This is a genomic window from Corynebacterium sp. HMSC08C04, from assembly GCF_001807495.1.
Taxonomy (GTDB): Bacteria; Actinomycetota; Actinomycetes; order Mycobacteriales; family Mycobacteriaceae; genus Corynebacterium; species Corynebacterium simulans.
Genome location: NZ_KV789191.1, coordinates 27667 through 48972 on the forward strand (window position 1 = coordinate 27667; position 21306 = coordinate 48972).

At 62.3% G+C, this 21306-nt stretch carries 21 protein-coding genes; 6 read left to right on the top strand and 15 right to left on the bottom strand.

Annotated features, from left to right (window positions below; genetic code table 11):
* Nucleotides 1–42 precede the first annotated feature (42 nt).
* Both HMPREF3169_RS00140 and HMPREF3169_RS00145 read left to right on the top strand, forming a co-directional pair.
* The gene (locus tag HMPREF3169_RS00140; protein WP_083286019.1) at nt 43–1446 is read left to right on the top strand and encodes a hypothetical protein; all 1404 of its coding nucleotides are present in this window, start codon (nt 43–45) and stop codon (nt 1444–1446) included.
* A 13-nt stretch (nt 1447–1459) separates the two neighbouring features.
* On the top strand, nt 1460–2086 hold the full coding sequence (locus HMPREF3169_RS00145) for a hypothetical protein (RefSeq protein ID WP_070455247.1): 627 nt from the start codon (nt 1460–1462) through the stop codon (nt 2084–2086).
* Nucleotides 2087–2093: 7 nt separating this feature from the next.
* Here the strand turns inward: HMPREF3169_RS00145 and HMPREF3169_RS00150 are convergent, their stop codons facing one another.
* Entirely contained in the window at nt 2094–3518 is a 1425-nt protein-coding gene (locus tag HMPREF3169_RS00150) for an MDR family MFS transporter (protein WP_256388632.1), read from the bottom strand.
* Between the two features lie 176 nt (nt 3519–3694).
* Between HMPREF3169_RS00150 and HMPREF3169_RS00155 the strand changes: the two genes are divergently transcribed.
* The 3 genes from HMPREF3169_RS00155 to HMPREF3169_RS00160 all read left to right on the top strand — a co-directional run bounded on the left by HMPREF3169_RS00155 (nt 3695) and on the right by HMPREF3169_RS00160 (nt 5536).
* Nucleotides 3695–3889, top strand: coding sequence for a hypothetical protein (locus tag HMPREF3169_RS00155; RefSeq protein ID WP_070455249.1), 195 nt, complete (start codon nt 3695–3697; stop codon nt 3887–3889).
* A gap of 112 nt (nt 3890–4001) precedes the next feature.
* Entirely contained in the window at nt 4002–4301 is a 300-nt protein-coding gene (locus HMPREF3169_RS12880) for a hypothetical protein (RefSeq protein WP_148132081.1), read from the top strand.
* Nucleotides 4262–5536: a serine/threonine-protein kinase gene (locus tag HMPREF3169_RS00160; protein ID WP_070455251.1), complete on the top strand. Its 1275-nt coding sequence runs from the start codon at nt 4262–4264 to the stop codon at nt 5534–5536. The genes HMPREF3169_RS12880 and HMPREF3169_RS00160 overlap by 40 nt, the downstream gene beginning before the upstream one ends.
* Nucleotides 5537–5542: 6 nt before the next feature.
* Here HMPREF3169_RS00160 and lysS read toward each other — a convergent pair whose 3' ends face one another.
* Nucleotides 5543–7120: a lysine--tRNA ligase gene (gene lysS / locus HMPREF3169_RS00165; RefSeq protein ID WP_062043275.1), complete on the bottom strand. Its 1578-nt coding sequence runs from the start codon at nt 7118–7120 to the stop codon at nt 5543–5545.
* A gap of 165 nt (nt 7121–7285) precedes the next feature.
* Between lysS and HMPREF3169_RS00170 the strand changes: the two genes are divergently transcribed.
* Nucleotides 7286–9376, top strand: coding sequence for a PhoX family protein (locus tag HMPREF3169_RS00170; RefSeq protein WP_070455253.1), 2091 nt, complete (start codon nt 7286–7288; stop codon nt 9374–9376).
* A gap of 351 nt (nt 9377–9727) precedes the next feature.
* Here the strand turns inward: HMPREF3169_RS00170 and HMPREF3169_RS00175 are convergent, their stop codons facing one another.
* Genes HMPREF3169_RS00175 through dacB form a run of 13 tightly spaced genes read right to left on the bottom strand, consistent with a single transcriptional unit; the run spans nt 9728 to nt 21293 of the window.
* A complete protein-coding gene (locus HMPREF3169_RS00175) occupies nt 9728–10642 on the bottom strand; it encodes a 2-dehydropantoate 2-reductase (protein WP_070455255.1) in 915 nt (304 codons plus the stop codon).
* Nucleotides 10643–10652: 10 nt separating this feature from the next.
* The gene (locus HMPREF3169_RS00180) at nt 10653–11420 is read right to left on the bottom strand and encodes a pantoate--beta-alanine ligase (protein ID WP_061924708.1); all 768 of its coding nucleotides are present in this window, start codon (nt 11418–11420) and stop codon (nt 10653–10655) included.
* Nucleotides 11417–12088: a 6PGD fold domain-containing protein gene (locus tag HMPREF3169_RS00185; RefSeq protein WP_201040757.1), complete on the bottom strand. Its 672-nt coding sequence runs from the start codon at nt 12086–12088 to the stop codon at nt 11417–11419. The genes HMPREF3169_RS00180 and HMPREF3169_RS00185 overlap by 4 nt, the downstream gene beginning before the upstream one ends.
* A complete protein-coding gene (locus HMPREF3169_RS00190; protein ID WP_061924711.1) occupies nt 12089–13216 on the bottom strand; it encodes a DUF6779 domain-containing protein in 1128 nt (375 codons plus the stop codon).
* 37 nt (nt 13217–13253) lie between these two features.
* Nucleotides 13254–13718 carry a DUF3180 domain-containing protein gene (locus HMPREF3169_RS00195; RefSeq protein ID WP_061924713.1) on the bottom strand — a complete coding sequence of 155 codons (465 nt, stop codon included), beginning with the start codon at nt 13716–13718 and terminating at the stop codon, nt 13254–13256.
* Entirely contained in the window at nt 13715–14182 is a 468-nt protein-coding gene (gene folK / locus HMPREF3169_RS00200) for a 2-amino-4-hydroxy-6-hydroxymethyldihydropteridine diphosphokinase (RefSeq protein WP_070455257.1), read from the bottom strand. Before folK ends, HMPREF3169_RS00195 begins: the two co-directional genes overlap by 4 nt.
* 2 nt (nt 14183–14184) lie before the next feature.
* Nucleotides 14185–14559: a dihydroneopterin aldolase gene (gene folB, locus HMPREF3169_RS00205; RefSeq protein WP_061924717.1), complete on the bottom strand. Its 375-nt coding sequence runs from the start codon at nt 14557–14559 to the stop codon at nt 14185–14187.
* Nucleotides 14559–15470 (bottom strand): dihydropteroate synthase, encoded by a 912-nt coding sequence (gene folP / locus HMPREF3169_RS00210; RefSeq protein WP_070455259.1) that lies wholly within the window; start codon nt 15468–15470, stop codon nt 14559–14561. Before folP ends, folB begins: the two co-directional genes overlap by 1 nt.
* A 2-nt stretch (nt 15471–15472) precedes the next feature.
* Nucleotides 15473–16063 (bottom strand): GTP cyclohydrolase I FolE, encoded by a 591-nt coding sequence (gene folE / locus HMPREF3169_RS00215; RefSeq protein WP_062037128.1) that lies wholly within the window; start codon nt 16061–16063, stop codon nt 15473–15475.
* The gene (gene ftsH / locus HMPREF3169_RS00220; RefSeq protein WP_070455261.1) at nt 16053–18395 is read right to left on the bottom strand and encodes an ATP-dependent zinc metalloprotease FtsH; all 2343 of its coding nucleotides are present in this window, start codon (nt 18393–18395) and stop codon (nt 16053–16055) included. Before ftsH ends, folE begins: the two co-directional genes overlap by 11 nt.
* 26 nt (nt 18396–18421) lie before the next feature.
* On the bottom strand, nt 18422–19009 hold the full coding sequence (hpt, locus tag HMPREF3169_RS00225) for a hypoxanthine phosphoribosyltransferase (RefSeq protein ID WP_061924728.1): 588 nt from the start codon (nt 19007–19009) through the stop codon (nt 18422–18424).
* Nucleotides 19010–19021: 12 nt separating this feature from the next.
* Nucleotides 19022–20029: a tRNA lysidine(34) synthetase TilS gene (tilS, locus tag HMPREF3169_RS00230; RefSeq protein WP_070455262.1), complete on the bottom strand. Its 1008-nt coding sequence runs from the start codon at nt 20027–20029 to the stop codon at nt 19022–19024.
* Nucleotides 20019–21293 (bottom strand): D-alanyl-D-alanine carboxypeptidase/D-alanyl-D-alanine endopeptidase, encoded by a 1275-nt coding sequence (dacB, locus tag HMPREF3169_RS00235; protein ID WP_070455264.1) that lies wholly within the window; start codon nt 21291–21293, stop codon nt 20019–20021. The genes tilS and dacB overlap by 11 nt, the downstream gene beginning before the upstream one ends.
* Nucleotides 21294–21306 lie beyond the last annotated feature (13 nt).

Genomic DNA, 21306 nt, shown 5'->3' on the forward strand with positions numbered 1-21306 from the left:
GAAACGCACCCTATACCGCTTGCCTTTAAAGGATGAATCCCTGTGAAAAAGCTCCCTGAGTTCTTCTCTACTCAGCATCAACTTCGTCAGCTTTCCGTAATGGACGAATCCCCGGTCTCCACGCTTTTCGGTGTCGTGGACTCCTCTAATAAGCCAATGACGGTCGAGCTTTTTGAGCCCAACCACCGCGGTGCGGTTAAGCAAGCCTCCGCGCTTTCCGACGTCCACCATCGCTCCATCGCCCCGCTCGTCGGCACCGGAACCACAGAAAAGGGCCAGGACTTTCTGGTGCGCGCCGCACTTTCCGGCGAGCCGCTTTCTACCTTCACCGGCTCTGGCCTAGGCGCGCAGCATCTCACCAAGACCGAGGCGCTTTCAGTTTTTACTCCTTTGGCCGAGGCAGTGGATTACCTGTTGCAGAACAACCAGGCGGGCTTTGCCATGCATGCGCTGCATCCGCGCCGCATCATGGTTACGGGTTCGCGCAGCAATGCGGTGCTGTGTGCGGCAGGCCCGGGCGTGGGCAACGTCACCGCTGAGCAGGTCACGCAGCGCTTTGCGGAGCTCATTAAATCTGCGCATCCGGAGTTCAAACCAGATTCCCAGTTCAACTCGGCTGGCTCGGTTATCGACGCCCTGCGTCACGCCTCTACTTCCACGGGTACCGCTGCAGCGGGCGTCGCTGCAGCGGGAGCAGCTGGTGCCGCAGGCGCAGGTTTTGCTTCCCAGTTCGCCAGCCCGCAAGCTGCGGCAACCCGCGAGCAAACCCACCCGCAGACGCAGCCTCAGCCAGCGCAGCAGGCCCCGCAGCAGCAGATGCCACCGCAGTACATGCCTCAACAGCAGCCGATGATGCAGCAAGGCCAGTACCAGCAGGGGTTCCAGCAAGGCTACCCACAAGGCCAGCCGCAGGGGCAGATGCAGGGCCAACCACACGGCGCGGAATTTGCTACACCGGTCGCAGAAAAGAAGTCCGGCTCTGGCAAGAAGACCGGCCTCATCGCGCTGTGCGCCGCACTGGCAGTGGTCGTTCTCGCCGCCGCCGGCATCTTCTTCTTCAAGCAGTACCCGGGCTGGAACGATGATGAAAGCAACCTCGCAGAGGCCTACCCTGGCCTGCTGGGCTCGCGCAGCGGCACCTCCGGCTATGGCGATACCAAGTGCCACCACCGCGAGCCGGAGGAAGGCCAGCTGGCGAAGATCACCTGTGAGGGCGACGATTTAAGCTATTCTGTCGCCTCCTACGAATCCGTGGAAGCCCGCGACGCCATCCTGCCTTCGGATCCCACCGAGCTTTCCAATGGTCAGTGCACCGTCCAGAGCTTCGAAGCCCCGAACGCCGAGGAGCCGACCTATTACATGGCAGTGCCTGGCACCCAGTCCGCCTTCATTATCTGGGGCGCAGACGCGGAGAACGCGCGCCTAAAGATGCAATTGTGCGCCTAAAGGAGCAGCGACCATGGATAATTCGCAGGAAAACAAGACCATCTACATCGCGATTGCCGTCGCAGTCCTAGCACTTATTGCACTGGTAGGCGGCAGTGTTCTGGCCATGCGAATGCTGGGCGGCGCCAAAGAAAATGCGCAATCCCAGCTAGCCCCACTTGCCGAAGCCCCTGCAACTGAGAGCACCGCGAAAGAGGATGAGAATTCAGAAAGCAGCCAACGCGCTGAGAGCGAAAAATCTGAAGAAGCTGCAACCATAACCGAGACCGTCGAACAGACGGTCACGCAGGAATACACCGCTCCTGCAACTAAAAACTCCAGCTCGGACTTGCCCGCTGGATTTAATCCTTCCGCCGTTGCTTGCGACGGCCACGGCGTGCTCATCGTCGATTCCGTCGTGGCCGGAAGCCCGGAAGAGGCCCTTCCACAGCTTGAGCGCTCAGTCGCTGCCTACCCCGGCGCGGAATACTACAACCCAGGTATCTGCCCATCTGTGCGCGGCGAGGTAGCAGAGGGCAAGGTCTACCCGGTGGCCATCGATTATGGCTTCGATACCGATGCTCTGTGCTCCGCAGCTTCCCGCCTGGGCGGCAACCCACGCATCATGTCCAACCGCGCAGAGTTCCTCTCCCCCTGCTAGCTAAAGGCTAATCCTGCGGAACCGGACGCAGCATCGGCGCGAGCACGAGTGCCACAAGCGATGCGACGGCCGCGAACAAGAATGCCCAATGCGTGCCCTGTGCGGTGGCGGCGGATTCGTCCATGCCCGCCTCCATGCCAGCAACAGTGCCGCGGGTCAAGAAAACCACTAGGAAGGCCGTGCCCATCGCACCGGCGAGCTGCTGCAGAGTGTTCATGATTGCCGAGCCATGCGAGTAGAGCTCATTCGGCAGCGAGGACAAAGCCGTAGTCATAAGCGGAGTCATCATAAGGCCAATACCCACCGCAAAGGTCACGTGCATGACCACCACGAGCCACACCGGAGAGCCCTCCCCCAGCGTTGCCATCGCGCCAAGCCCCAACACCAGCAGGATGGCGCCGGGAATCATCAACGGGCGCGGGCCATGAGAGTCATAGATGCGCCCCACAAACGGCGAGACAAGGCCCTGCAACAGGCCGCCCGGCATCACCACCAGGCCAGTAACCAAGGCGGAAACGCCGAGGGAGGTTTGCAGGTAAATCGGCAAGACCGTCACCGAGCCCAGCATCAGCCCAAAGGAAACCAGCATGATGACCACGGCAATCGTGTAATTGCGCACGCGGAAGGGGCGCAAGTCCATCAGCGCGTGGTTCTCCTTGCCCAACGCTAGCTGTCGCTTAGCAAAGACAACCAAAGCCACCGCGCCCACCACGGTGGCGATAATTTCCACCAGGCCGTCGCCTTCCAGCATCTTTTCGATGGATGAAAGCCCGTAGACCAGCCCGCCGAAGGCGAATACCGAAAGCACCACCGACAATGGGTCCAGCGGGGTATCGCGGCTTTCCCCGACGTCGACAAGCTTGGCCATGCCCGCTACCACCAGCAACGCCATCAGCGGGGCCATCGCCCAGAAGATGAAGTGCCAGCTCAAAGCATTAACAATCGCGCCGCCCACCGTGGGGCCTAGGGCGGGAGCCACCGAAATGACAATCGAGATGATGCCCATCACCGATCCACGGCGCTGCGGCGGAACCAGGGTCATAGCCACCGTCATCAACGTCGGAATCATTAGCGCCGTGCCCGCCGCCTGCACCACGCGTCCGCCAAGCACGACCAAGAAAGCCGGCGCCAGCGCCGCAATCACGGTGCCGGCGAGGAAGAGTCCGGTCGAAGCAAAGAAGATCTGCCTGGTGCTAAAGCGCTCCAGCAGGTACCCCGTGGTGGGAATGACCACACCCATGGTCAGCATGAAACCCGTGGTCAGCCACTGCGCCGCCGTCGCCGGGATGGAAAAGTCTGCCATGACGGCAGGCAATGCCACCGACAACGAGGTCTCGTTCAAGATCATAATCATGGCGCCCAAGACCAGAATCGTGAGGTTAATAACTACGTCGCGGGACAAGGAATCGGGAGCAGAAGAATTTTGGGACACGAAGACAGAGATTAGGGCAGTCCCGCGCGCATCTTGCAGCAAGACCAGGCGTTTGTGAGAAAAGACACTTCAAAGGCGATCTGGGGAGTTCTCCCGAGTGCGGCAATGTAGTTGGAAAAGTGAACGGTGTTCTAAAATTATTAAGTTCCCATGTAAACCCTGGAAGGAGACCACGGATGTTGAAGAAGGGGCAGCTGCTCATCGACAACCTCGTGGGCCAGCAGGTGATTCTTTCACCTGGACAACAACTAATAGCCGGCCGCACCGCAGACCTTCCCATCGGTGAAGATGATTTAGCCGTACACCGCCATTTTCTCCACTTCTTCGAATCGGACGGAGTGTGGTTGGTCAAAACATCGGCAATTTCTTGACCGTCACGATGTCTTCGACCAGCAACCGCGCTTATTCTCCTATCCGCGTTGTTCCCCAATCCACCGCCATCATTCCGCTTGGCGCCTCGCTTTTGCGTTTTCCACCAAGATGATGCGCTATGAATTAGAGCTCGTGCAGGGCACCCCTGTCACAGAACCCGAGGTAGATAGCCTGCCAAACGCAGAATTTACCCGGAATACTTTCGAGCCCAATTACGAGCAGCGCCGCGTGCTCGAAGCTCTCGCGCGCCCGCTTCTCAAGGATCCCAGCGCCGTGCCGCGCGTGGTGATTCCTTCTACCAAGGAACTGGCCGAGGAATCGACGAGCGCTACACCGACATCCGCCTCATCGCTGAGGGCGGCATGGGGCGCGTGTACTACGCGCGCCAAAAGGACCCGGAACGCGACGTAGCCATCAAGGTCATCAAGGCCACCCCCAACCCCGATGCACGCGAGCGTTTCCGCGCGGAGATGCGGCGCATGAGCCACCTCAGCCACTCCGCCATCGTTCCGGTTTACACCGGCGGCACGACGGAAGGTTTGCCCTATTTTGTCATGCGCTACGTGGAGGGCGGCACGCTTGACGACGTCCTGAAGGCCCGCAAGGCCGCAGGGCTCCACTTCGACTTGGCCGAGGTTGCTATCTATCTCGAACCTATCGCGCAGGCATTGGACTACCTGGCCAGCCTTCCCACGCCGGTTGTCCACCGCGATGTGAAACCCGCAAATATCCTGGTCCCCGATGATCCGCGCCCCTCGGCGACGGTCCTGACAGACTTCGGTATTGCGCTCTACGAAGAGGATAATCGCATCACCTCCGAGGGCATGCGCGTGGGCACGGATGCCTATTTGGCACCGGAGCTCTATCCGACGTCGCTAAGCAACAAGGCTCCAGTGGCTACCGCGGCAAGCGACCGCTACGCGCTGGCGCTCATCGCGCTGGAAATGCTGACGCTGGAGAATCTGCGCGCGCACTACAACCGGCAACAATGGGCGCATTCGCGCTTGATTCCGAAAATCACCGGAGCAGACGTAGGACCGCGCAACCAGGGCTTTGCCGAGCACATCAACACGGTGCTGCACAAGGCGCTCGCGGAAAATCCGGCACGCCGCTATGTCAGCGCACGGGAGTTCATCGAGGAGCTGACCACACCCACCGCTACCCCGCGGCGCGAGCGTACCGCGCGCAAATGGCTTTCAGCCGCGATGATTCTCGGCCTCTGCGGCATCGGCGTGGCCGGTGCATGGAATTACCTAGCCAAAGACGACTGGAGCGGAACGCAAAAGGAAATCGCAGCAGAATATCCCCAAATTGTGGGCGAGAAGGAAGGCGGCACCGGCTGGGAAGGCCTGAAATGCAACCCGCAGGAGGTGGCAGCGGAGGCGCCGATGGAGGCGTCGATAAGCTGCTCCAGCCCGCGCCAGCAGATAAGCGTGCTGGAATTTGCCTCCTCCGACGCGCGCAGCGATTTCAAAAAAGCCTCCCCTGGGCGGGGTAGTGCGCGCAAGGAAGGCGATCGCTGCAGCTTAGAGGTCGTGGCTTATGCAGACGACCTCACCGGATTCTACCCCGACGGAAAACACTCGAATTTTGTGATTTTCTATCGGGGCGAGCTGGAATCCGCAGCCGAGATTCCAGCCTGCTAAAGCCGTCTACTTTTCCGGTTTCACGATTGGGAAGAGAACCGTCTCGCGGATGCCCAGGCCGGTAAGTGCCATGAGCAGGCGGTCCATGCCCATGCCGGTACCGGCTGTTGGAGGCATACCCTGCTCCATGGCGGCCAGGAAGTCCTCGTCGAGAACCATGGCTTCATCGTCGCCGCCGGCGGCCAGGCGGGCCTGATCCTCGAAACGCTCGCGCTGGATAACCGGGTCCACCAGCTCGGAATAGCCGGTGGCCAACTCGAAGCCGCGGACGTAGAGATCCCACTTCTCGGTAACGCCCGGGATGGAGCGGTGCTGACGAGTCAGCGGGGAGGTCTCAACCGGGAAGTTCTTGACAAAGATTGGGCCCTCGAGCTGGTCCTCGCACAGGACTTCCCAAATCTCCTCGACCAGCTTGCCGTGGCCCCAACCGCCGTTCTTTGGAACGTCCAGGCCGATGACCTTGGCAATCTCCTTGAGCTCTTCCACGGTGGAGTCGATGGTGACCTCCGGCTGGCCCGGGAACTTGCGGGCAAGCGCCTCGTTCAGGGATGGGTACATCTCGATTTCCGGCCATTCCTCGCCGCCGAAGTCATACTCGGTGCCATCAGCCAGGGTGACCTTGTGGGAGCCGAAGACGGCCTCGGCCACAGCCTGGATGGACTCGCGAGTGGTGCGAGCACAATCGTTGTAATCGCCCCAGGCCGCGTAGGTCTCGAGCATGGCGAATTCCGGAGAGTGGGAGCGGTCGACGCCCTCGTTACGGAAGTTGCGATTGATCTCGAAGACGCGGTCGATGCCGCCAACGACGGCGCGCTTCAAGTACAACTCCGGCGCAATGCGCAGGTAAAGGTCGATGTCGAGAGCGTTGGAGTGGGTCACGAACGGGCGAGCTGCCGCGCCACCGTGCAAGGTCTGCAGCATCGGGGTCTCGATCTCGACGAAGCCCTGATCCTCCATGTAGTTACGCAGCGCGCGCATGACCTTCACGCGGGTCATCGCGTTCTTGCGAGCCTCCTCGCGCACGATGAGATCGTTGTAGCGCTGGCGCACGCGGGTCTCTTCATTCATGTCCGCGAAGGAAACGGGCAGCGGGCGCAGGGACTTCGCCGCCATGGTCCACTTGGTGGCCATGATGGAAAGCTCGCCGCGGCGCGAAGCGATGACGCGGCCGCGCACGGAGACGAAGTCCCCCAAGTCAACGTCGGACTTCCAGGCAGCCAGCTGCTCTTCGCCGACCTCGGCCAAAGAAAGCATGGCCTGTACCTGGGTGCCGTCACCGTCCTGCAGGGTGGCAAAGCAAAGTTTGCCGGTGTTGCGCATGAAGATAAGGCGGCCGGCGATGGCGTGCTCGACCTCGGTCTCGTCGCCTGCGTGCAGGTAGGTTACGTCGGCTTCCTGGCCCGGCTCTTGATCTTCTGCCAGGACCTGGAACTTGTGGCGAAGGTCCTTCATGGCGATGGTGCGGTCAACGGTGACCGGGTATGCCTCGGTGCCTTCAGCCAGCAGGCGCTCGCGCTTTTCGCGGCGGATGCGCAGCTGCTCAGGGACGTCGTTTACTTCGGGGGTATTCTTCTGCTCGCTCACGATTGTCTAGGGTAGTCGATCCCCTTAAGACAGTGCGATCTCGTACCCGTTTAACGAGTGTTCATTCAAATGACATTTCGATTACACAGGCTGTAAATGCAGATGCGCTTATATAAGCTCCGGCAAACCTCATGACCTAAAACATGAAATCAGGAGCATCACATAATGGCACTCAAAGGCCTTAACCTCTTTACTTCCTCGCGTTCCTCGCTGACCTGCACCTACAAGTGCGGCAACGCCTGCTTGGGCGAATGCGATAACCCTTCCAACAACTCCTACTTCGGTGACCGTTTCACCACCCCGCTTTCTCGCCGTACCGCACTGCGCGCGGGCGGCCTCAGCGTGGTTGCAGTAGGCGGTTCGGCAGCCCTGGCCGCCTGCTCTGGCGACGGCGCGGGCCCGGGTGACTCCGAGGGCAACGCAGGCGCCGGCAAGACTACCGATGCCAAGGTCGAGCTCACCTCTGCAGAGGGCATGCAGTTCGATGCGGTCCAGCCAAACACCAAGGACGAGGTCGTTGTACCGAAGGGCTACGAGCAGTCAGTGCTCATCGCCTGGGGTGACCCGGTGATTGAGGGGGCACCGGAATTCGACGTCGATAAGCAAACTGCGGAAGCTGCGAAAAAGCAGTTCGGCTTCAACAATGACTTCGCGGGCCTCATCGAGCACCCGGACAACCCGGAGCGTCTGGTCTACATGTGCTCCCACGAGTACACCACTGAGCCGATGATGTTCCCGGATTATGACCCGGAGAACCCCACCGAAGAGCAGGTCAAGATCGGCTGGGCTGGCCACGGCCACACCATCCTGGAGGTCTCCAAGGTTGGCGATACCGGCGAGCTCAAGCGCGAGTTCGGCCCGCTAAACCGCCGCATTACTGCAACTACCCCGTTCCAGCTGGTTGGCCCTGCTAAGGGCAGCGACCTGGTCAAGACCAAGGCCGATCCAAAGGGTGAGACCGTAAGCGGCACGCTGAACAACTGCTCCGGCGGCGTGACCCCATGGAACACCATGCTGTCTGGCGAGGAGAACTTTGACCAGTACTTCGCTGCTGGCGATATCAAGGACGAGAAGGCAAAGAAGTCGCTGGAGCGCTTCGGTATTGAGGACAAGGAAACCGCCCGCAAGTGGGAGCGCTTCGACGACCGCTTCGACTGCTCCAAGGAGCCAAACGAGCCAAACCGCTTCGGCTGGATCGTTGAGATTAACCCGCTGGACCCAACCTCTACTCCGGTCAAGCACACCGCGCTGGGCCGCTTCAAGCACGAGGCAGGCAACATCCACATCGCTGATGACGGCACCGTGGTCTGCTACTCCGGCGATGACTCCCGCTTCGAATACATCTACAAGTTCATCTCCACCAAGAAGTACGAAGAGGGCAACATCGAGCACAACCTCTCCATCCTGGACCACGGCACCCTGTACGTCGCCGTGATGGAGGGCAACTCCCCTGAGGACGAAATCGACGGCTCGGGCGTTCTGCCTGAGGACGGCGCCTTCGACGGCAAGGGCAAGTGGGTCAAGCTGCTGACCTCTGACACGGAGAACAACAAGTTTGAATCTCACGTTGATGGCTTCAGCGCGGAAGAGGTTGCGATCTTTACCCGTGAGGCTGCTGACAAGGCGGGGGCTACCAAGATGGACCGCCCTGAGGACATCCAGGTTCACCCGGATTCCCACAAGGTCTACGTGGCGCTGACCAATAACTCCTACCGCGGCGCTACCGGCGAGAACGCCAAGAAGAACAAGGAAGATGCCAAGGAATGGGCTCCAGTCAAGGAGAACAAGAACGGCATGGTCATGGAAATTGATGATGACCACGCCGGCGAGTCCTTCACCTGGAACCTCTTCCTGGTCTGCGGCGACCCGAATGAAGCCAACACCTACTTCGGCGGTTTCGATAAGTCCAAGGTCTCCCCGATTTCCTGCCCGGACAACCTGGCCTTCGACAACCACGGCAACCTGTGGATTACCACCGACGGCAACGCACTGGACAGCAACGACGGCCTATATGCGGTCACCACCAGCGGCGATACCCGCGGCGAGCTGAAGTGCTTCCTCACGGTTCCGGCCGGCGCAGAGACCTGTGGCCCAATCGTTGACGACGACCGCGTCATGGTCAACGTCCAGCACCCGGGCGAGGCTGACGACGCCACCTTCGACGCCGCGACCTCCCACTGGCCTGACGGTGGCAAGACCACCCCGCGCCCGGCCGTGGTTGTGGTATGGAAAGACGGCAAGATCGGCGTGAACTAGCTCGCTCTCCTTTTCGCCGCTCACCTTTGGCCGCTGCCTAGTCATTTGGCCACCACCTCACCATTTGGCCGCTGCCTAACTAAATGGTGAGGAACAAATGGTGAGGTCACCCAACAATAATCACTCTGGTCAACACAGGCCTCAGTGGTTACGGGGTGACCTCACCATTTGTATTTGTGGCGCGCACTACCTCGCCGCTACTCCACCACTTTCCATTTACCCAGGCCTGGATACCAAGACCTCAAGGTCGCGGTCCGGGCGCGAAAAATGACAGCGCACCGCGAACAGGAGGTCTGGGTTTCCAGGGGTGCAGTTCCAGGCCTGAGTGCTTGCTCAGTGAGGGCGGGCGCGCTAGTTGCGGAGCTGGGCCTCCAACACGTCCTGAGCAAAGTCAAAGAGCGGGGTCGCAACTCCAGCGCGCTGGCCCATCCGGCGAATGGCGCCGACCTGGGCATCGAGCTCGTTGGGCAACCGGTCCTTGATATCACGCTGCATTGATGTCGTGGCCTGCGGATACTGTTCGCGAGCGAAACCCATCGTCTGCTCCACCACGTTATTCGGCAGCGCGACCTCCAACGCTCGAGCGACGGTCTCGACCTCGCGCATGAAGGCTTCCAACTGCCCCGGGATTTCGTCGATGAGGTAACCAATCGGCCGGTCAACCAATGCGCCCAAAGTGCCCGTGGTGGTTACGAACATGGCCTTGGCCCACACATCGACCAATGGTTCCGCATGATATTTGCCCCGCGCGCCGGCTTCGTTCAAGGCAGCGGCCAACTGCTGCCCCACCGGAATCGAGCCCGCCATCGGGCCGAATGCCAAGCTCAACGGACCGGGGTTGCGCTTAATCTTCGCCGGCCCTAGGCGGGTCGCGAAGACGCGAGCAGCACCAGCCAGCACATTTTCCTCACCGAAACGAGCTGCAGCCAAGTACGGAATCTCCACCGAATTATGAGTGGTCACCACGGGAATACCCGTGAGCGATTCCGGATCAGGGCCGAAAGTGTCATTCCCCGGCAGCGCTTTCGTGGCGATAATCGCCACGTCGAGTCCGCCCAATTGCTCAATTAGCTCGGCAAACGTTTCCGCCGCCGGTGGGGAGGGGATGAGGGTTTCGTTATCGGAGGCGTCGATAAGCGTGAGCCCCGAGTGCAGGGCTTCAAGGGTCTTGCCGCGGGCTACGTAGCCCACCTCATGGCCTGCCTGCGAAAGAGTGCCGCCAAAGTAACCGCCAATGGCGCCTGCGCCCAGAAATCCAATCTTCATGGATCCCAGACTAGCTATCTTGGTTCTCCAAATTGCGGAAACCGATACCCAATGGCAAGCCGACGCTATCGATCAGCCGCACCCCGCCGAGTGTGGCCGCGACAAAGAGGCGCGCGTCGCCCTCAGCCGGCGGCTCGCCCAAGTCACGGCCGCGCAGTTCCAAGTACTCCGGTTCCACACCTGCAGCAGCCAGCACCTCGCGCGTTACCTCAAGTACCTTCTCAGCACCAGATTCGGCCGCATAGGCACCCGCGGTCAGCGCCGCCGACAACGCACTAGCTTGCTCGCGAGCCTCCGGCGCCACGTCCGCATTGCGCAGGCTCATCACCACGCCATCAGCCATGCGTACCGCCGGCACGCCCTGGACACGCACGCCCAAGTGCAGGTCGGTGCACGCCTGCTGGGTCGCGACGAGCAGCTCGTAATCCTTCTCGCCCATGACGACGTCGCTTGGCGCAAGCGCACCAATCAGACCAATAATGCGCGTTAGCTCAACGCTAATGTCCTCCATGCCATGCCACTGCGGCACGATCCGCGTGCGTTCGGGGGCTTGGGGCGCATGCCAGACGACGTCGACTTCGCCAAGCAGCTGCGCATCCTGCAGGTCGGTGAGCGCCACGACGACCACCGCGCCGCGAATCCGGCGGGCGGCCTGCACCAGCGCCAGATGCCCCGCGTGCACGCCGCGACCCAGGGGAACCAGAACCACGCGGCGGCCGGTCTTGCGGTAGGCGCTGCCCACCATGCGAATGCGTTCGATGTCCTCGACGATGTTCATCGGTTCTCCTCCTGTAGCGCCCACATTTCTAGTTCTTCGCGGCGAAAGACCTCGCCGAATCGACGGGCCGCTTCGACGAAGGCGCGGCGCATTCCGGGCTCGGTGATGCCTCGATACGCCGCGATGATTTCGGCGCTTTCGGCCGCTTCGAGGGCCTCGGCGCTTTTGACCAGAGTCTCGCTGAATACATCCTCGTTCGCGCGCACGGCCAGCTCGGTCATCATCTGGGCATAGTACACGCGGGCGGCAAACGCGGGCCTTTCGCTATCGCTTAGCGACGCCCCGCTGGCTTGGAACTCCCCCAACACCAGCTCGGCGATGGTTTGGCCAAGCTCGTCGATAGTCGTGGTGGCCCAGCGGCGCGCATGACACGGCGCGATGGCGGCGACGACGCAGCCGCGAGTCTCTAGGGGATCGAGCACCTGCACTCCGCGGGAAAGGCAAGTGTGAAAGACGATGAGGCCGTCGTGCACGTAGGTTTCGAGCATGTCGACGGCCTGCTCCAAGCGGGCATCGCCAAGCGCGATGATGAGTGCTTGATAGTCCTGTAGCTCGGTTAGTTCTGTGAGCGACTCCACGGTGTGGCCGACCATGCGCATCTCCTCAGCGAGAAGCTGGCCGGCTTGCGAGTTTCCGAAGAGCGCGACGCGCATCCGCGGTGCGCGCATTTACTTCTTCTTTTTCATTGCGGCCATGAGCTCGGCCACTGAGACAGAACCCTCGCGTGGCTCGTCGCTACGGCGACGGCCGCGGGATCCTTCCTGCTCCGGCGCGCGGTGCTTATGGCTAGCGTGCTGCGCCGCCCTTGCCTGCTGCGGCTGCGGCTGTGCCTGCTGGCCCTGCTGGCCCTGCTGTGCGCCAGCAGACTGCGCGGCGTTGGCAGCGTGGTGGCCGCTAGCCTGCGCGGACTTGGTCTCTGCCGGCTTGGAGTGGGAGGACTGCTGGCCATCCCAGCGCACGGTCTGGAAGGAAGCGGTGTCGAAAGTCGACTGCGGGGACTTCTGCGGCTGGCCGCCTGGGAAGTGCTGGCTCGGCTTTGCGGAGGCCGGCTTCGCCTGCGGCTGCTGCTGGGCAGTCGCCTGCTGGTTCTGCGGCTGTTGTGCCTGCTGTGCCTGCCCCTGTGCTGGGAAGGTCGGACGTCCAAAGGACTGGCGGGCGCGCTCCTGGGCCTGGCGCTGCGCCTGCTGGGACTGCTGGGCCTGCGCCTGCTGGGACTGCTGAGTCTGCTGGCCGCGCTGCTGGACCTTTTGGGAGATGATGTCATCCAGCGGGTTGTGCTGCGGGGCGCGGGCGCTGGGCTGGGAGCCGAGGCGGCCGGCGACGGCGTCGGCAGTTGGCGCGCCCTTGGAAGCCTGGGTGAAGTTGACCTCTGTCTCGCGGGTCTTTTCCTCAAGCTCCATGATGCGGCGTGCCTCAGCGTGCAGCGCGGCTGGCTCATAGGTGAACTCGCGGCCAGACAGCTCCTCAATCTGGGCGCGGATGGAAGCCAGCTCCCGGCGAATTTCCTCCATAATGTCGGAATCACCCTGGGTTGGCTCGACCTTGCGGGCGCGCTCAGATTCCAGCAGCGCAGCCGATTCCGCGGCCTCACGGCGGTAGCGCACCACCATGAAAAAGCCCAGGACAGCCGCCCACAATGCGGCGATGAGCGCCAGCTTCAAAGCACTAGCAGAGCCCGAAATGAGCATGACCAAGCTGGCGATGACGGCCAAAATCACCAGTGCAATAAGGCCAATCGAGCCGGCGTCTGCTTTCTTGGGGGCGGATTGCTGTGGTTCAGGGGTCGGAGCAGTCATGGAAACCAATTTACAGTCCGATCCTTTAATTAGCCCACTAAGTCTGACCCAGCGCGTCGGGCGGCACCTCACAGTGGCGTTCCAAGACCACGCCAGCCACTGCCATGGCGATGCCGCCGAGGGCGGAAGTCAGCACGCCCGTAAGGTCACTAGCGGCGGCCACCAGCTCATTCGCATGAGGAAGCACATAGACCAACATGCCCAAGTAGCCGCCGCCGACGATGGCGCCGGTCCACGCCGAGGCTTTGCCCACGAGCAGAAACTGCGCGATGGTCATGGGATTGAGCTGCGAGTTATCTAGACCAATACCGTGTTCTTTGCTCTTGGCTTGGCGCACCTTCCACGTCAAAAAGACACACACGGCCGTCACGGCCCACAGGGAAATGGAAACAGTCGCCGGGATGGCCAGCATGGAGCCGTAAAAGCGGGAGGTCAAAATCGCAGCCGCAGCGGCAACGAAGAGCCCTACTCCGACAAGCCAGCCTATCGACGTCCGCTTCATGCCAGCTTCACCTGCTCTACTTCGGCCAGGTCGAGCGCAGCGATGAGGTCTGCAACCGGGGTATCGCCAAGCCGCGCATCTGGGTCCGCAGCCAGCCATGGCACCAGCACGAAGGCGCGCTCGTGGGCATAAGGATGCGGAAGCGTCAGTTCCGGATCGCTAGAGGTCACGCCTTCTACCTGCACGATGTCCACGTCCAGGGTGCGCGGGCCCCAGTGGCGCACGCGGACGCGCTCGGCGGCCTGCTCAAGGGCCTGGCCGCGGCGCAGCAACTCCACTGGGCTCTCCTCTACGTCCACAATGAGCACCGCGTTAAGGAACTCGTCCTGGTCCGTAACACCCCACGGCGGGGTGGAATAAATGGGCGAGGCCGCCACGGTTTCCGCGGCGAACTCGTCGAAGACCGTCTGCAGCAATGCGCGGCGGTCATCCATGTTGGAGCCAATCGAAAGTACCGCGCGCATCGTCACTTGCCTCCTCGCATGCTCTTTCGCGAGCGACGCGCCACGACGGCGACGTCGGCGAAGGTGCGCGGAATCGGCGCCTTCGGCTTATGAATGGTCACCTCGACCGCATGCAGCAGGTCATAACGCTGCATCACGGTATCGGCCACCTCGTTGGCCACGGTCTCGATGAGATCGCGCGACGGGCCCTCGACGATGTCCGCCGCGACGTCGGCAAGCTCGGCGTAGCTTACGGTGTTCGCAAGGTCATCTGTGGTTGGGAACTCAGTCCAGCAGGTGATGTCCACCAGGAAGGGCTGACCCTCGCGCTTTTCTTCCTCGAAGACACCGTGGTAACCAAAACACTCCAGGCCGGTCAGTTCGATGCGGTCTGCCATTAGCGGTTTCCTTCCTTAGACGCAGCGCCGTTGGTGTAGCTACGGGTGGCGTTTACGCCGCCAGAATAGGCCAAGCCAGCGTTCCACGCGGCGGCGACGTCGACGGCATCGCGGGAGACGCCGACCTCGTGCACGCGCACGCCCCACGCACCCATTTGCGCGGAGATCGCGGTGACAGCGGCGGTGGCGGGATCGGCGAGCACGGGCGAGGCTTCCACGCCGCGGTCCTCGCGGATGGCGGCGAGGAAGCGCTTGCGGGAAGCGCCCACGAGGATCGGAAACTCGCCCTCAAGGAAGCTCGGCAGTGCCTTCAACAACGCCCAGTTATCCTGCGGGGTCTTAGCAAAGCCCAGGCCCGGATCCAGGACGATGTTGTCAGCGCGCACGCCTGCTGCAAGGGCGGCGTCGCTCAGCTGCGCTAGGCGTTCGTGCACGTCGCGCACGACATCGCCGCCATGGTCCGCACTGCCGGCGGCGGAGCCGAACTGTACGGTACGCCAGTGCATCAGACACACGGGCAGCGCGCTATCGACCATCACGGCCAGCATGTCAGGGTCCGCAAGCCCGCCGGAGACATCGTTGATGAGGTCCACGCCCGCGCTTGCCGACGCCGCCGCCACCGACGCACGCATCGTATCCACGGAGGTTTTGATGCCCTCCTCGTGCAGCGCGCGGATGACCGGAACCACGCGGTTTTCCTCGTCCTTCGCGTCCACGCGGACTGCGCCGGGGCGGGTGGATTCGCCGCCAACATCGATGATGTCTGCACCCGCCGCGACCAATTCGCGGGCGTGCTCAATCGCGGCGTCGATGTTGAGCCACCGCCCGCCGTCAGAAAAAGAATCCTCGGTGACGTTCACGATTCCCATGACCAGCGTGCGGCCCGGGACGGTCAAGTCACTGACAGTCATTTCTAGCTCCTAATAAGGCTCATTACCTCAGCGCGGGAAGCGGCATTGGACTTGAAACCGCCGCGGACGGCCGAGGTCGTGGTGGTAGCGCCAGGCTTGCGGATGCCGCGCATGGCCATGCACAGGTGCTCGCATTCGATGACCACGATGACAGATTGCGCGTGGAGGACCTCCACCAGGGCATCGGCAATCTGGGAGGTCAGACGCTCCTGGACTTGCGGACGCTTGGCGTACATATCGGCCAGGCGGGCTAGCTTGGACAGGCCGGTGACCTGGCCGTCTGGGCCCGGGATGTAGCCGATGTGCGCCACGCCGTAGAAAGGCACCAGGTGGTGCTCGCAGGTGGAGTAAATCGGGATATCGCGCACCAAGACCAGTTCTTGGTGCTCCTCGGCGAAGGTCTTGTGCAGGACCTCGGTTGGGTCCGCGTGCAGGCCGGCGAAGACTTCCTTGTAAGCGCGCGCGACTCGGGCTGGCGTCTCCTGCAGGCCCTCGCGGTCGGGGTCCTCCCCTACTGCGATGAGCAACTCGCGGATCGCTGCCTCCGCGCGGGCCTGATCAAATTCGCCCCTGGCGGGGATGTTATTGCTCATCTGAATCCTTGTAGGGACTGGCCTGGCCCTGGTTGCCAGAGCGAGGCGCGTTGTACGGGTTATTGGCACGCTGGTTCTCGCCGAAGCTGGACCACTGGTCGCGGTCAGGCTGCGGCTTGGCGTGGCGGCTGCCGACGCGGGGAATTTCGGTGGTCGGGCGGTCGCTCGGGGCCTGGCCAGCGGGAGTTTCGGGAGCCGGAGCAGGCTGTGCCGGCTTTTCGGCTTGTTTTTCTTCTGGTGCGAAGAAAGTGTTTTTCTCGCTATCGACCTTGTCGCCCGCGTGCTGGCCAAAGTTGAAGCCAATCTCGCCGGTGGGCTGTGGGTCCTGGCCTGCTAGGCGACGCTCGCGTGCCGCACGGGAAGCCTCAACCAAAGTCATGCGCGGTGGCAGCTCCTCGCCGCGTTCCTTGGCCAACTCGGCCGGAGTCTTGACTGGCTCGCGGCCAGCCTGGCGCGGGAAGCGATCGTCCTCGTTCGGGAAGACGTCGAAAGCCGCGCGTGGCTCGATGCCCTCAAAGATGCCCTCCAGGTCGGGGCGACGGAGGGTCTCCTTGTCCAGCAGCATCTCCGCGAGCTTATCCAGGTAGTCGCGGTGCTCCGCCAAGATGTCGTAGGCCTGCTGATGCGCGCGATCCAACAAGTAGCGCATCTGCTCGTCGATGCGGGTAGCCACGTCTTCGGAGTACTCGATGGAACCGCCGCCCATGCCGTAGCCGAATGGGTCGCCCTGCTCCTTGCCGTATTTCACGGTGCCAAGGTCCGGGGAGAAGCCGTACTCGGTCAGCATGGAACGAGCGATCTTGGTGGCGTTTTCAATATCAGAGGAGGCGCCGGTTGTCGGCGCGCCGAACACGAGCTCCTCGGCAGCACGGCCGCCCATGGCAAAGACCAAGCGGGAGAAGAGCTCGTCGCGGGTGTACATGCCCTTGTCGTCTTCCTGCGAGGTCATCGCGTGGCCACCGGTGCGGCCACGGGCCAAGATGGTGACCTTGTAAACGCGCTCAATGTCCTTGAGCGCCCAAGCGGCCAAGGTGTGGCCGCCCTCGTGGTACGCGGTGACCTTCTTCTCGTGCTCGGAGATGATCTTGCCTTGGCGGCGCGGACCGCCGACGACGCGGTCGGTGGCCTCCTCGAGAGCGTCATAAGTAATCACATTGCCGCCAATGCGGGCGGTCAAAAGTGCAGCCTCGTTCAGGACGTTAGCCAGGTCCGCGCCGGACATACCGGCGGTGCGCTTGGCCAGCTGGGCGACGTCGACTTCCTTGGCCAGCGGCTTATCCTTCGCATGCACGCGCAGGATTTGCTCGCGACCGGCCAGGTCCGGGTTCGTGACCGGGATCTGGCGGTCAAAGCGGCCCGGGCGCAGCAGAGCCGGGTCCAGGATGTCTGGGCGGTTGGTGGCCGCGATGAGGATGACGCCCTCGCGGTCGCCGAAGCCGTCCATCTCCACCAGCAGCTGGTTCAGGGTCTGCTCGCGCTCGTCATGTCCGCCGCCGGTGCCGGAGCCACGCTGGCGGCCCACGGCGTCAATCTCGTCGACGAAGATGATGCACGGGCTGTTTTCCTTCGCCTGCTTAAACAGGTCGCGTACGCGGGAAGCACCCACGCCGACGAACATCTCCACGAAGTCCGAGCCGGAGATGGAGAAGAAAGGAACTCCCGCCTCGCCCGCAACGGCGCGGGCCAGCAGCGTCTTACCCGTGCCGGGAGGACCGTAGAGCAAAACGCCGCGCGGAATCTTCGCGCCGAGGGCATGGTAGCGCTCGGGATCATCCAAGAAATCCTTGATTTCCTGCAGCTCGTCCACTGCTTCATCGGCACCAGCCACGTCCTCGAACGTGTTGGTGGGCATGTCCTTGGTCAGCTCCTTGGCCTTGGAGCCGCCGATACCGAACATCCCGCCGCCGTTTTGCTGCATGCGGGACATGAACCAGAACAGGAACGCGAACAGGATGATCATCGGCAACAGGAAGCTGACCATCGAGCCCAGGAAAGATTCCTGGGTGACCTTGGTCTGGTACTTCTCCGCGCCGGAGTCCTTAACAGAGTTAAAGATCTGTTCGCCGGCGCGGGCCGGGTACTTGGCGATGATTTCTTCGACGCCCTCGCGCTCTTCCACCGTCACTGGCTTTTTGAGCTTGAGGCGCAGCTGCTGTTCGCGGTCGTCGATTTGCGCCTCAGCGACGTTTTTGTCCGTCAGCTGCTTGACCGCTACGGATGTCTCCACCTGGACGTAGTTGCGTGCATCGTTGGTAAAGAAGGTGAATGCATAAAGCGCTACGAGTACAAGCGCTGCGATTCCGCCGTAGCGAAGGAGTTTCTTGTTTTTCATTAGTACCTATTTGTACCTAGTAATCCCTATTTGTTGGTGTAGACGTCTGGATGCAAGGTGCCGACGTAAGGCAGGTCGCGGTAACGCTCCGCGTAGTCGAGACCGTAGCCGATGACGAACTCGTTCGGAATATCGAATCCAACATCGAACAGATCGATCTCGGCACGAATGACCTCCGGCTTACGCAGCAAGGTGACCACCTCGAGGGAGCGCGGGTTGCGGCCCTTGAGGTTGCGGATCAGCCAGGACAGGGTGAGGCCAGAGTCGATGATGTCCTCAACGATTAGAACGTCGCGGCCTTCGATGTCGCGGTCAAGGTCCTTCAAGATGCGGACCACGCCGGAAGAGGAGGTGGCGTTGCCGTAGGAAGAAACCGCCATGAACTCCATCTGGGAAGGAATAGACAGCTTGCGCGCGAAGTCCGTCATGAAGAAAACGGCTCCCTTGAGCACGCAAACGAGGATGAGTTCTTCCTCTGCGTCCTTATATTTAGCGGCTACGTTATCCGCCATTTCCTGGATTCGTGCTTGCAGCTCTTCCTCGCCAATGAGGACGGCTTCGACGTCTTTGCCGTAAGCATTTGCTGGGACGTTGAAATCTTTTTTGTCGTGCACGCTTGCGCTCCTTTAGTGACCGGGCAATAGTGCCAGTTTGCCACCAACCCTTCTTACTTCCAACCTCTGCCCCATGATTTTTTGCTCTTTCAGGCTCGGTGCCACGGCCACGCCTCCCTGTCCGTGCCAGTTGGTGCACAGCTTGCCGACGCCGCGCAGCACCTCACGGGTTACTTCCGCCCCCTGCTCATGCAGCCACGCAGCCAGGATACGCCGTCGCACCGGTTCGCTAAGAGCTGCCAACTCCGCAGCGTCGAGGCCTTCGCTTCCCGGTGCCGCGTTGCTTAACGCCGCCTTACTCAACGCCGCGTTACTTAACGCGGCGTCGTCAAGCGCGGCATCCCCCGCCGCCTGGGCGAGTGCGGGCACGGAGTCTCCTCCAATCAGCTGGGAAAGCTGCGGGATAATCTCGCGGCGCAGCGCCACGCGGCGGAAGGAGGTATCGCGGTTTTGCGGGTCATGCCAAACCGCAAGGCCCAGCTCTTCGCAGGCGGCAAGCGTCTGCGCGCGGCGGACCTGCAACAGGGGGCGCACCACGCGCACGCCCTCAATCTCGGCGGCAGGCAGCATGCCGGCGACCTTGCCGCGCAGCGCGCCAAGCAGCAGGGTCTCGGCCTGGTCGTCGGCGGTATGCGCCACGGCCACGGGCAGCCGCGTCGCTCCGGCGAAAGCCTGGTAGCGCGCTAGTCTCGCGGCGGCCTCCAGGGAGCCTCGATCTGCAACCTCCACCTTCAGTACTTCTGCCCGCGCGCCCAAGCTTTCTGCTTGGCCGGCGGCCTTCCCGGCTTGCTCCGCAGAACCCGGCTGCAGGCCATGATCGACGCACAGGGCTTGTACCTCGAAGCCCTCGGCCACCAAGGCCGCGGTCAGTGCCAGAGAATCAGCGCCGCCGGAGAGCCCCACGGCGATGCTTTCTTGTGGCTTTGCCTCCTGCGCCCACTCCACCACCGCGCGGCGGCAGGCCAGAAAGTTTGGCGAAACTCGCGGCCAGAAGGGCTTTGCCGCGTATTTAGAACTCATGCAGCACGCTGGCCAGCGCGTCTTGGGCCTTGCGGGCGGCCAAGATGTCACCGTCGTTGACCAAAAAGGCGAAGGCATAGACGTGGCCGGACTGGCCCTGTGCGGTACCAGCCAGCGCAGAGACGCCGGTCAGCGTGCCAGTCTTGGCGCGAACATAGCCGCGGGCAGGCGAATCGCCGTAGCGTTCGTACAAGGTTCCCTCGCCACCGGCCAGCGGAAGATAGCCCAGCAGGGGGCGCAGGGTGTCGTTCGTAGCGGCGATGTCCATGATGCGCGTCAGCACTGCCGCCGGGATGCGGTTCTCAGTGGACAGCCCGGAGTTGTCCTTAATATTCACGCCGTTTAAGTCGATGTCGTTTTCTTCGAGCACCTCGCGGGTGGCCTCGGTGGCGCCTTGGAAGCTGGCTTCCTTTCCACGGGCCGTGGCCAGCTCGCGGGCAATGGCCTCGGTCATGACGTTGTCGGAATGCTTCGCGGCTTCCTGCGCGCGTTCGGCCAGCGGCGCGGAGTGTACCTCACCGAGCACGACGCCGGCCTGCGGAGCATCGCCTTCCTCGACCTTGTCGGTGCCTAAGCGTTTTGCCAGTGCATGCGCAAGATCCGTGGCCGGGGTGTGGCTACGCGGGACGTCGCCAGTCGTGGCGCCGAGGCGGCCGCCGTAAAGCATCGCGGGCTGCATAGGCGCCACGAAGCCTTCGTCGACATTCTCGGGATCCCAACCCGGCGCCTGTTGCGGGCCTGCCCATGCGGAAGTATCCAGCACCACGCGCTTAGCGTTGCCCACCTGGGCGGCAAGGTCATCGAGTTGTGCGGAGGTCATCCAGACGTCGCCAGCCGCGCGCAGCACAACCGTGCCTTCCTGCTCGCCCTGCAGGACCTGCGTGGTGATCCGTTCGTCCTCGCCGAGCGCCAACGTGGCTGCGGCAAGGGTTAACACCTTGGTGGAAGATGCCGGCGTCAGCGGGCGCTGGGCGTCGCGCTCCCACACCACCTCATCGCTGGTGGTGTCGATGACCTGCGCGCCGAACGTCGCCAACGCGGGGTCCTTGGCCTGGGAATCAAGGCGGGCCTTCAGCGCTTCTAAATCCACATCGCCGGGCTGGGCAACCTGCAAAGGGGTCGCCGGCGTGGGCTGGGAATATGGGGACCCGTGGTCCAAATTGTTGTAGGCGCTCTGGATGTTTACCCCAAGTGCAGCCGTGCCTGCAATGGCAGCGGCCATCACCACGGCCGTGCCCGTCCACCACATATGCTTCGCTTTCATCGCCTTTCACCCT

Bases quoted from the DNA above. Each gene is read 5' to 3' on its own strand.
- HMPREF3169_RS00170 (WP_070455253.1), top strand. From the start codon at position 7,286: ATGGCACTCAAAGGCCTTAACCTCTTTACTTCCTCGCGTTCCTCGCTG.
- dacB (WP_070455264.1), bottom strand. From the start codon at position 21,293: ATGAAAGCGAAGCATATGTGGTGGACGGGCACGGCCGTGGTGATGGCC.
- folB (WP_061924717.1), bottom strand. From the start codon at position 14,559: ATGGCAGACCGCATCGAACTGACCGGCCTGGAGTGTTTTGGTTACCAC.
- ftsH (WP_070455261.1), bottom strand. From the start codon at position 18,395: ATGAAAAACAAGAAACTCCTTCGCTACGGCGGAATCGCAGCGCTTGTA.
- HMPREF3169_RS00155 (WP_070455249.1), top strand. From the start codon at position 3,695: ATGTTGAAGAAGGGGCAGCTGCTCATCGACAACCTCGTGGGCCAGCAG.
- HMPREF3169_RS12880 (WP_148132081.1), top strand. From the start codon at position 4,002: ATGCGCTATGAATTAGAGCTCGTGCAGGGCACCCCTGTCACAGAACCC.
- HMPREF3169_RS00175 (WP_070455255.1), bottom strand. From the start codon at position 10,642: ATGAAGATTGGATTTCTGGGCGCAGGCGCCATTGGCGGTTACTTTGGC.
- folE (WP_062037128.1), bottom strand. From the start codon at position 16,063: ATGAGCAATAACATCCCCGCCAGGGGCGAATTTGATCAGGCCCGCGCG.
- HMPREF3169_RS00195 (WP_061924713.1), bottom strand. From the start codon at position 13,718: ATGAAGCGGACGTCGATAGGCTGGCTTGTCGGAGTAGGGCTCTTCGTT.
- tilS (WP_070455262.1), bottom strand. From the start codon at position 20,029: ATGAGTTCTAAATACGCGGCAAAGCCCTTCTGGCCGCGAGTTTCGCCA.
- HMPREF3169_RS00145 (WP_070455247.1), top strand. From the start codon at position 1,460: ATGGATAATTCGCAGGAAAACAAGACCATCTACATCGCGATTGCCGTC.
- HMPREF3169_RS00185 (WP_201040757.1), bottom strand. From the start codon at position 12,088: ATGCGCGCACCGCGGATGCGCGTCGCGCTCTTCGGAAACTCGCAAGCC.
- HMPREF3169_RS00190 (WP_061924711.1), bottom strand. From the start codon at position 13,216: ATGACTGCTCCGACCCCTGAACCACAGCAATCCGCCCCCAAGAAAGCA.
- HMPREF3169_RS00180 (WP_061924708.1), bottom strand. From the start codon at position 11,420: ATGAACATCGTCGAGGACATCGAACGCATTCGCATGGTGGGCAGCGCC.
- folK (WP_070455257.1), bottom strand. From the start codon at position 14,182: ATGCGCGCGGTACTTTCGATTGGCTCCAACATGGATGACCGCCGCGCA.
- folP (WP_070455259.1), bottom strand. From the start codon at position 15,470: ATGACTGTCAGTGACTTGACCGTCCCGGGCCGCACGCTGGTCATGGGA.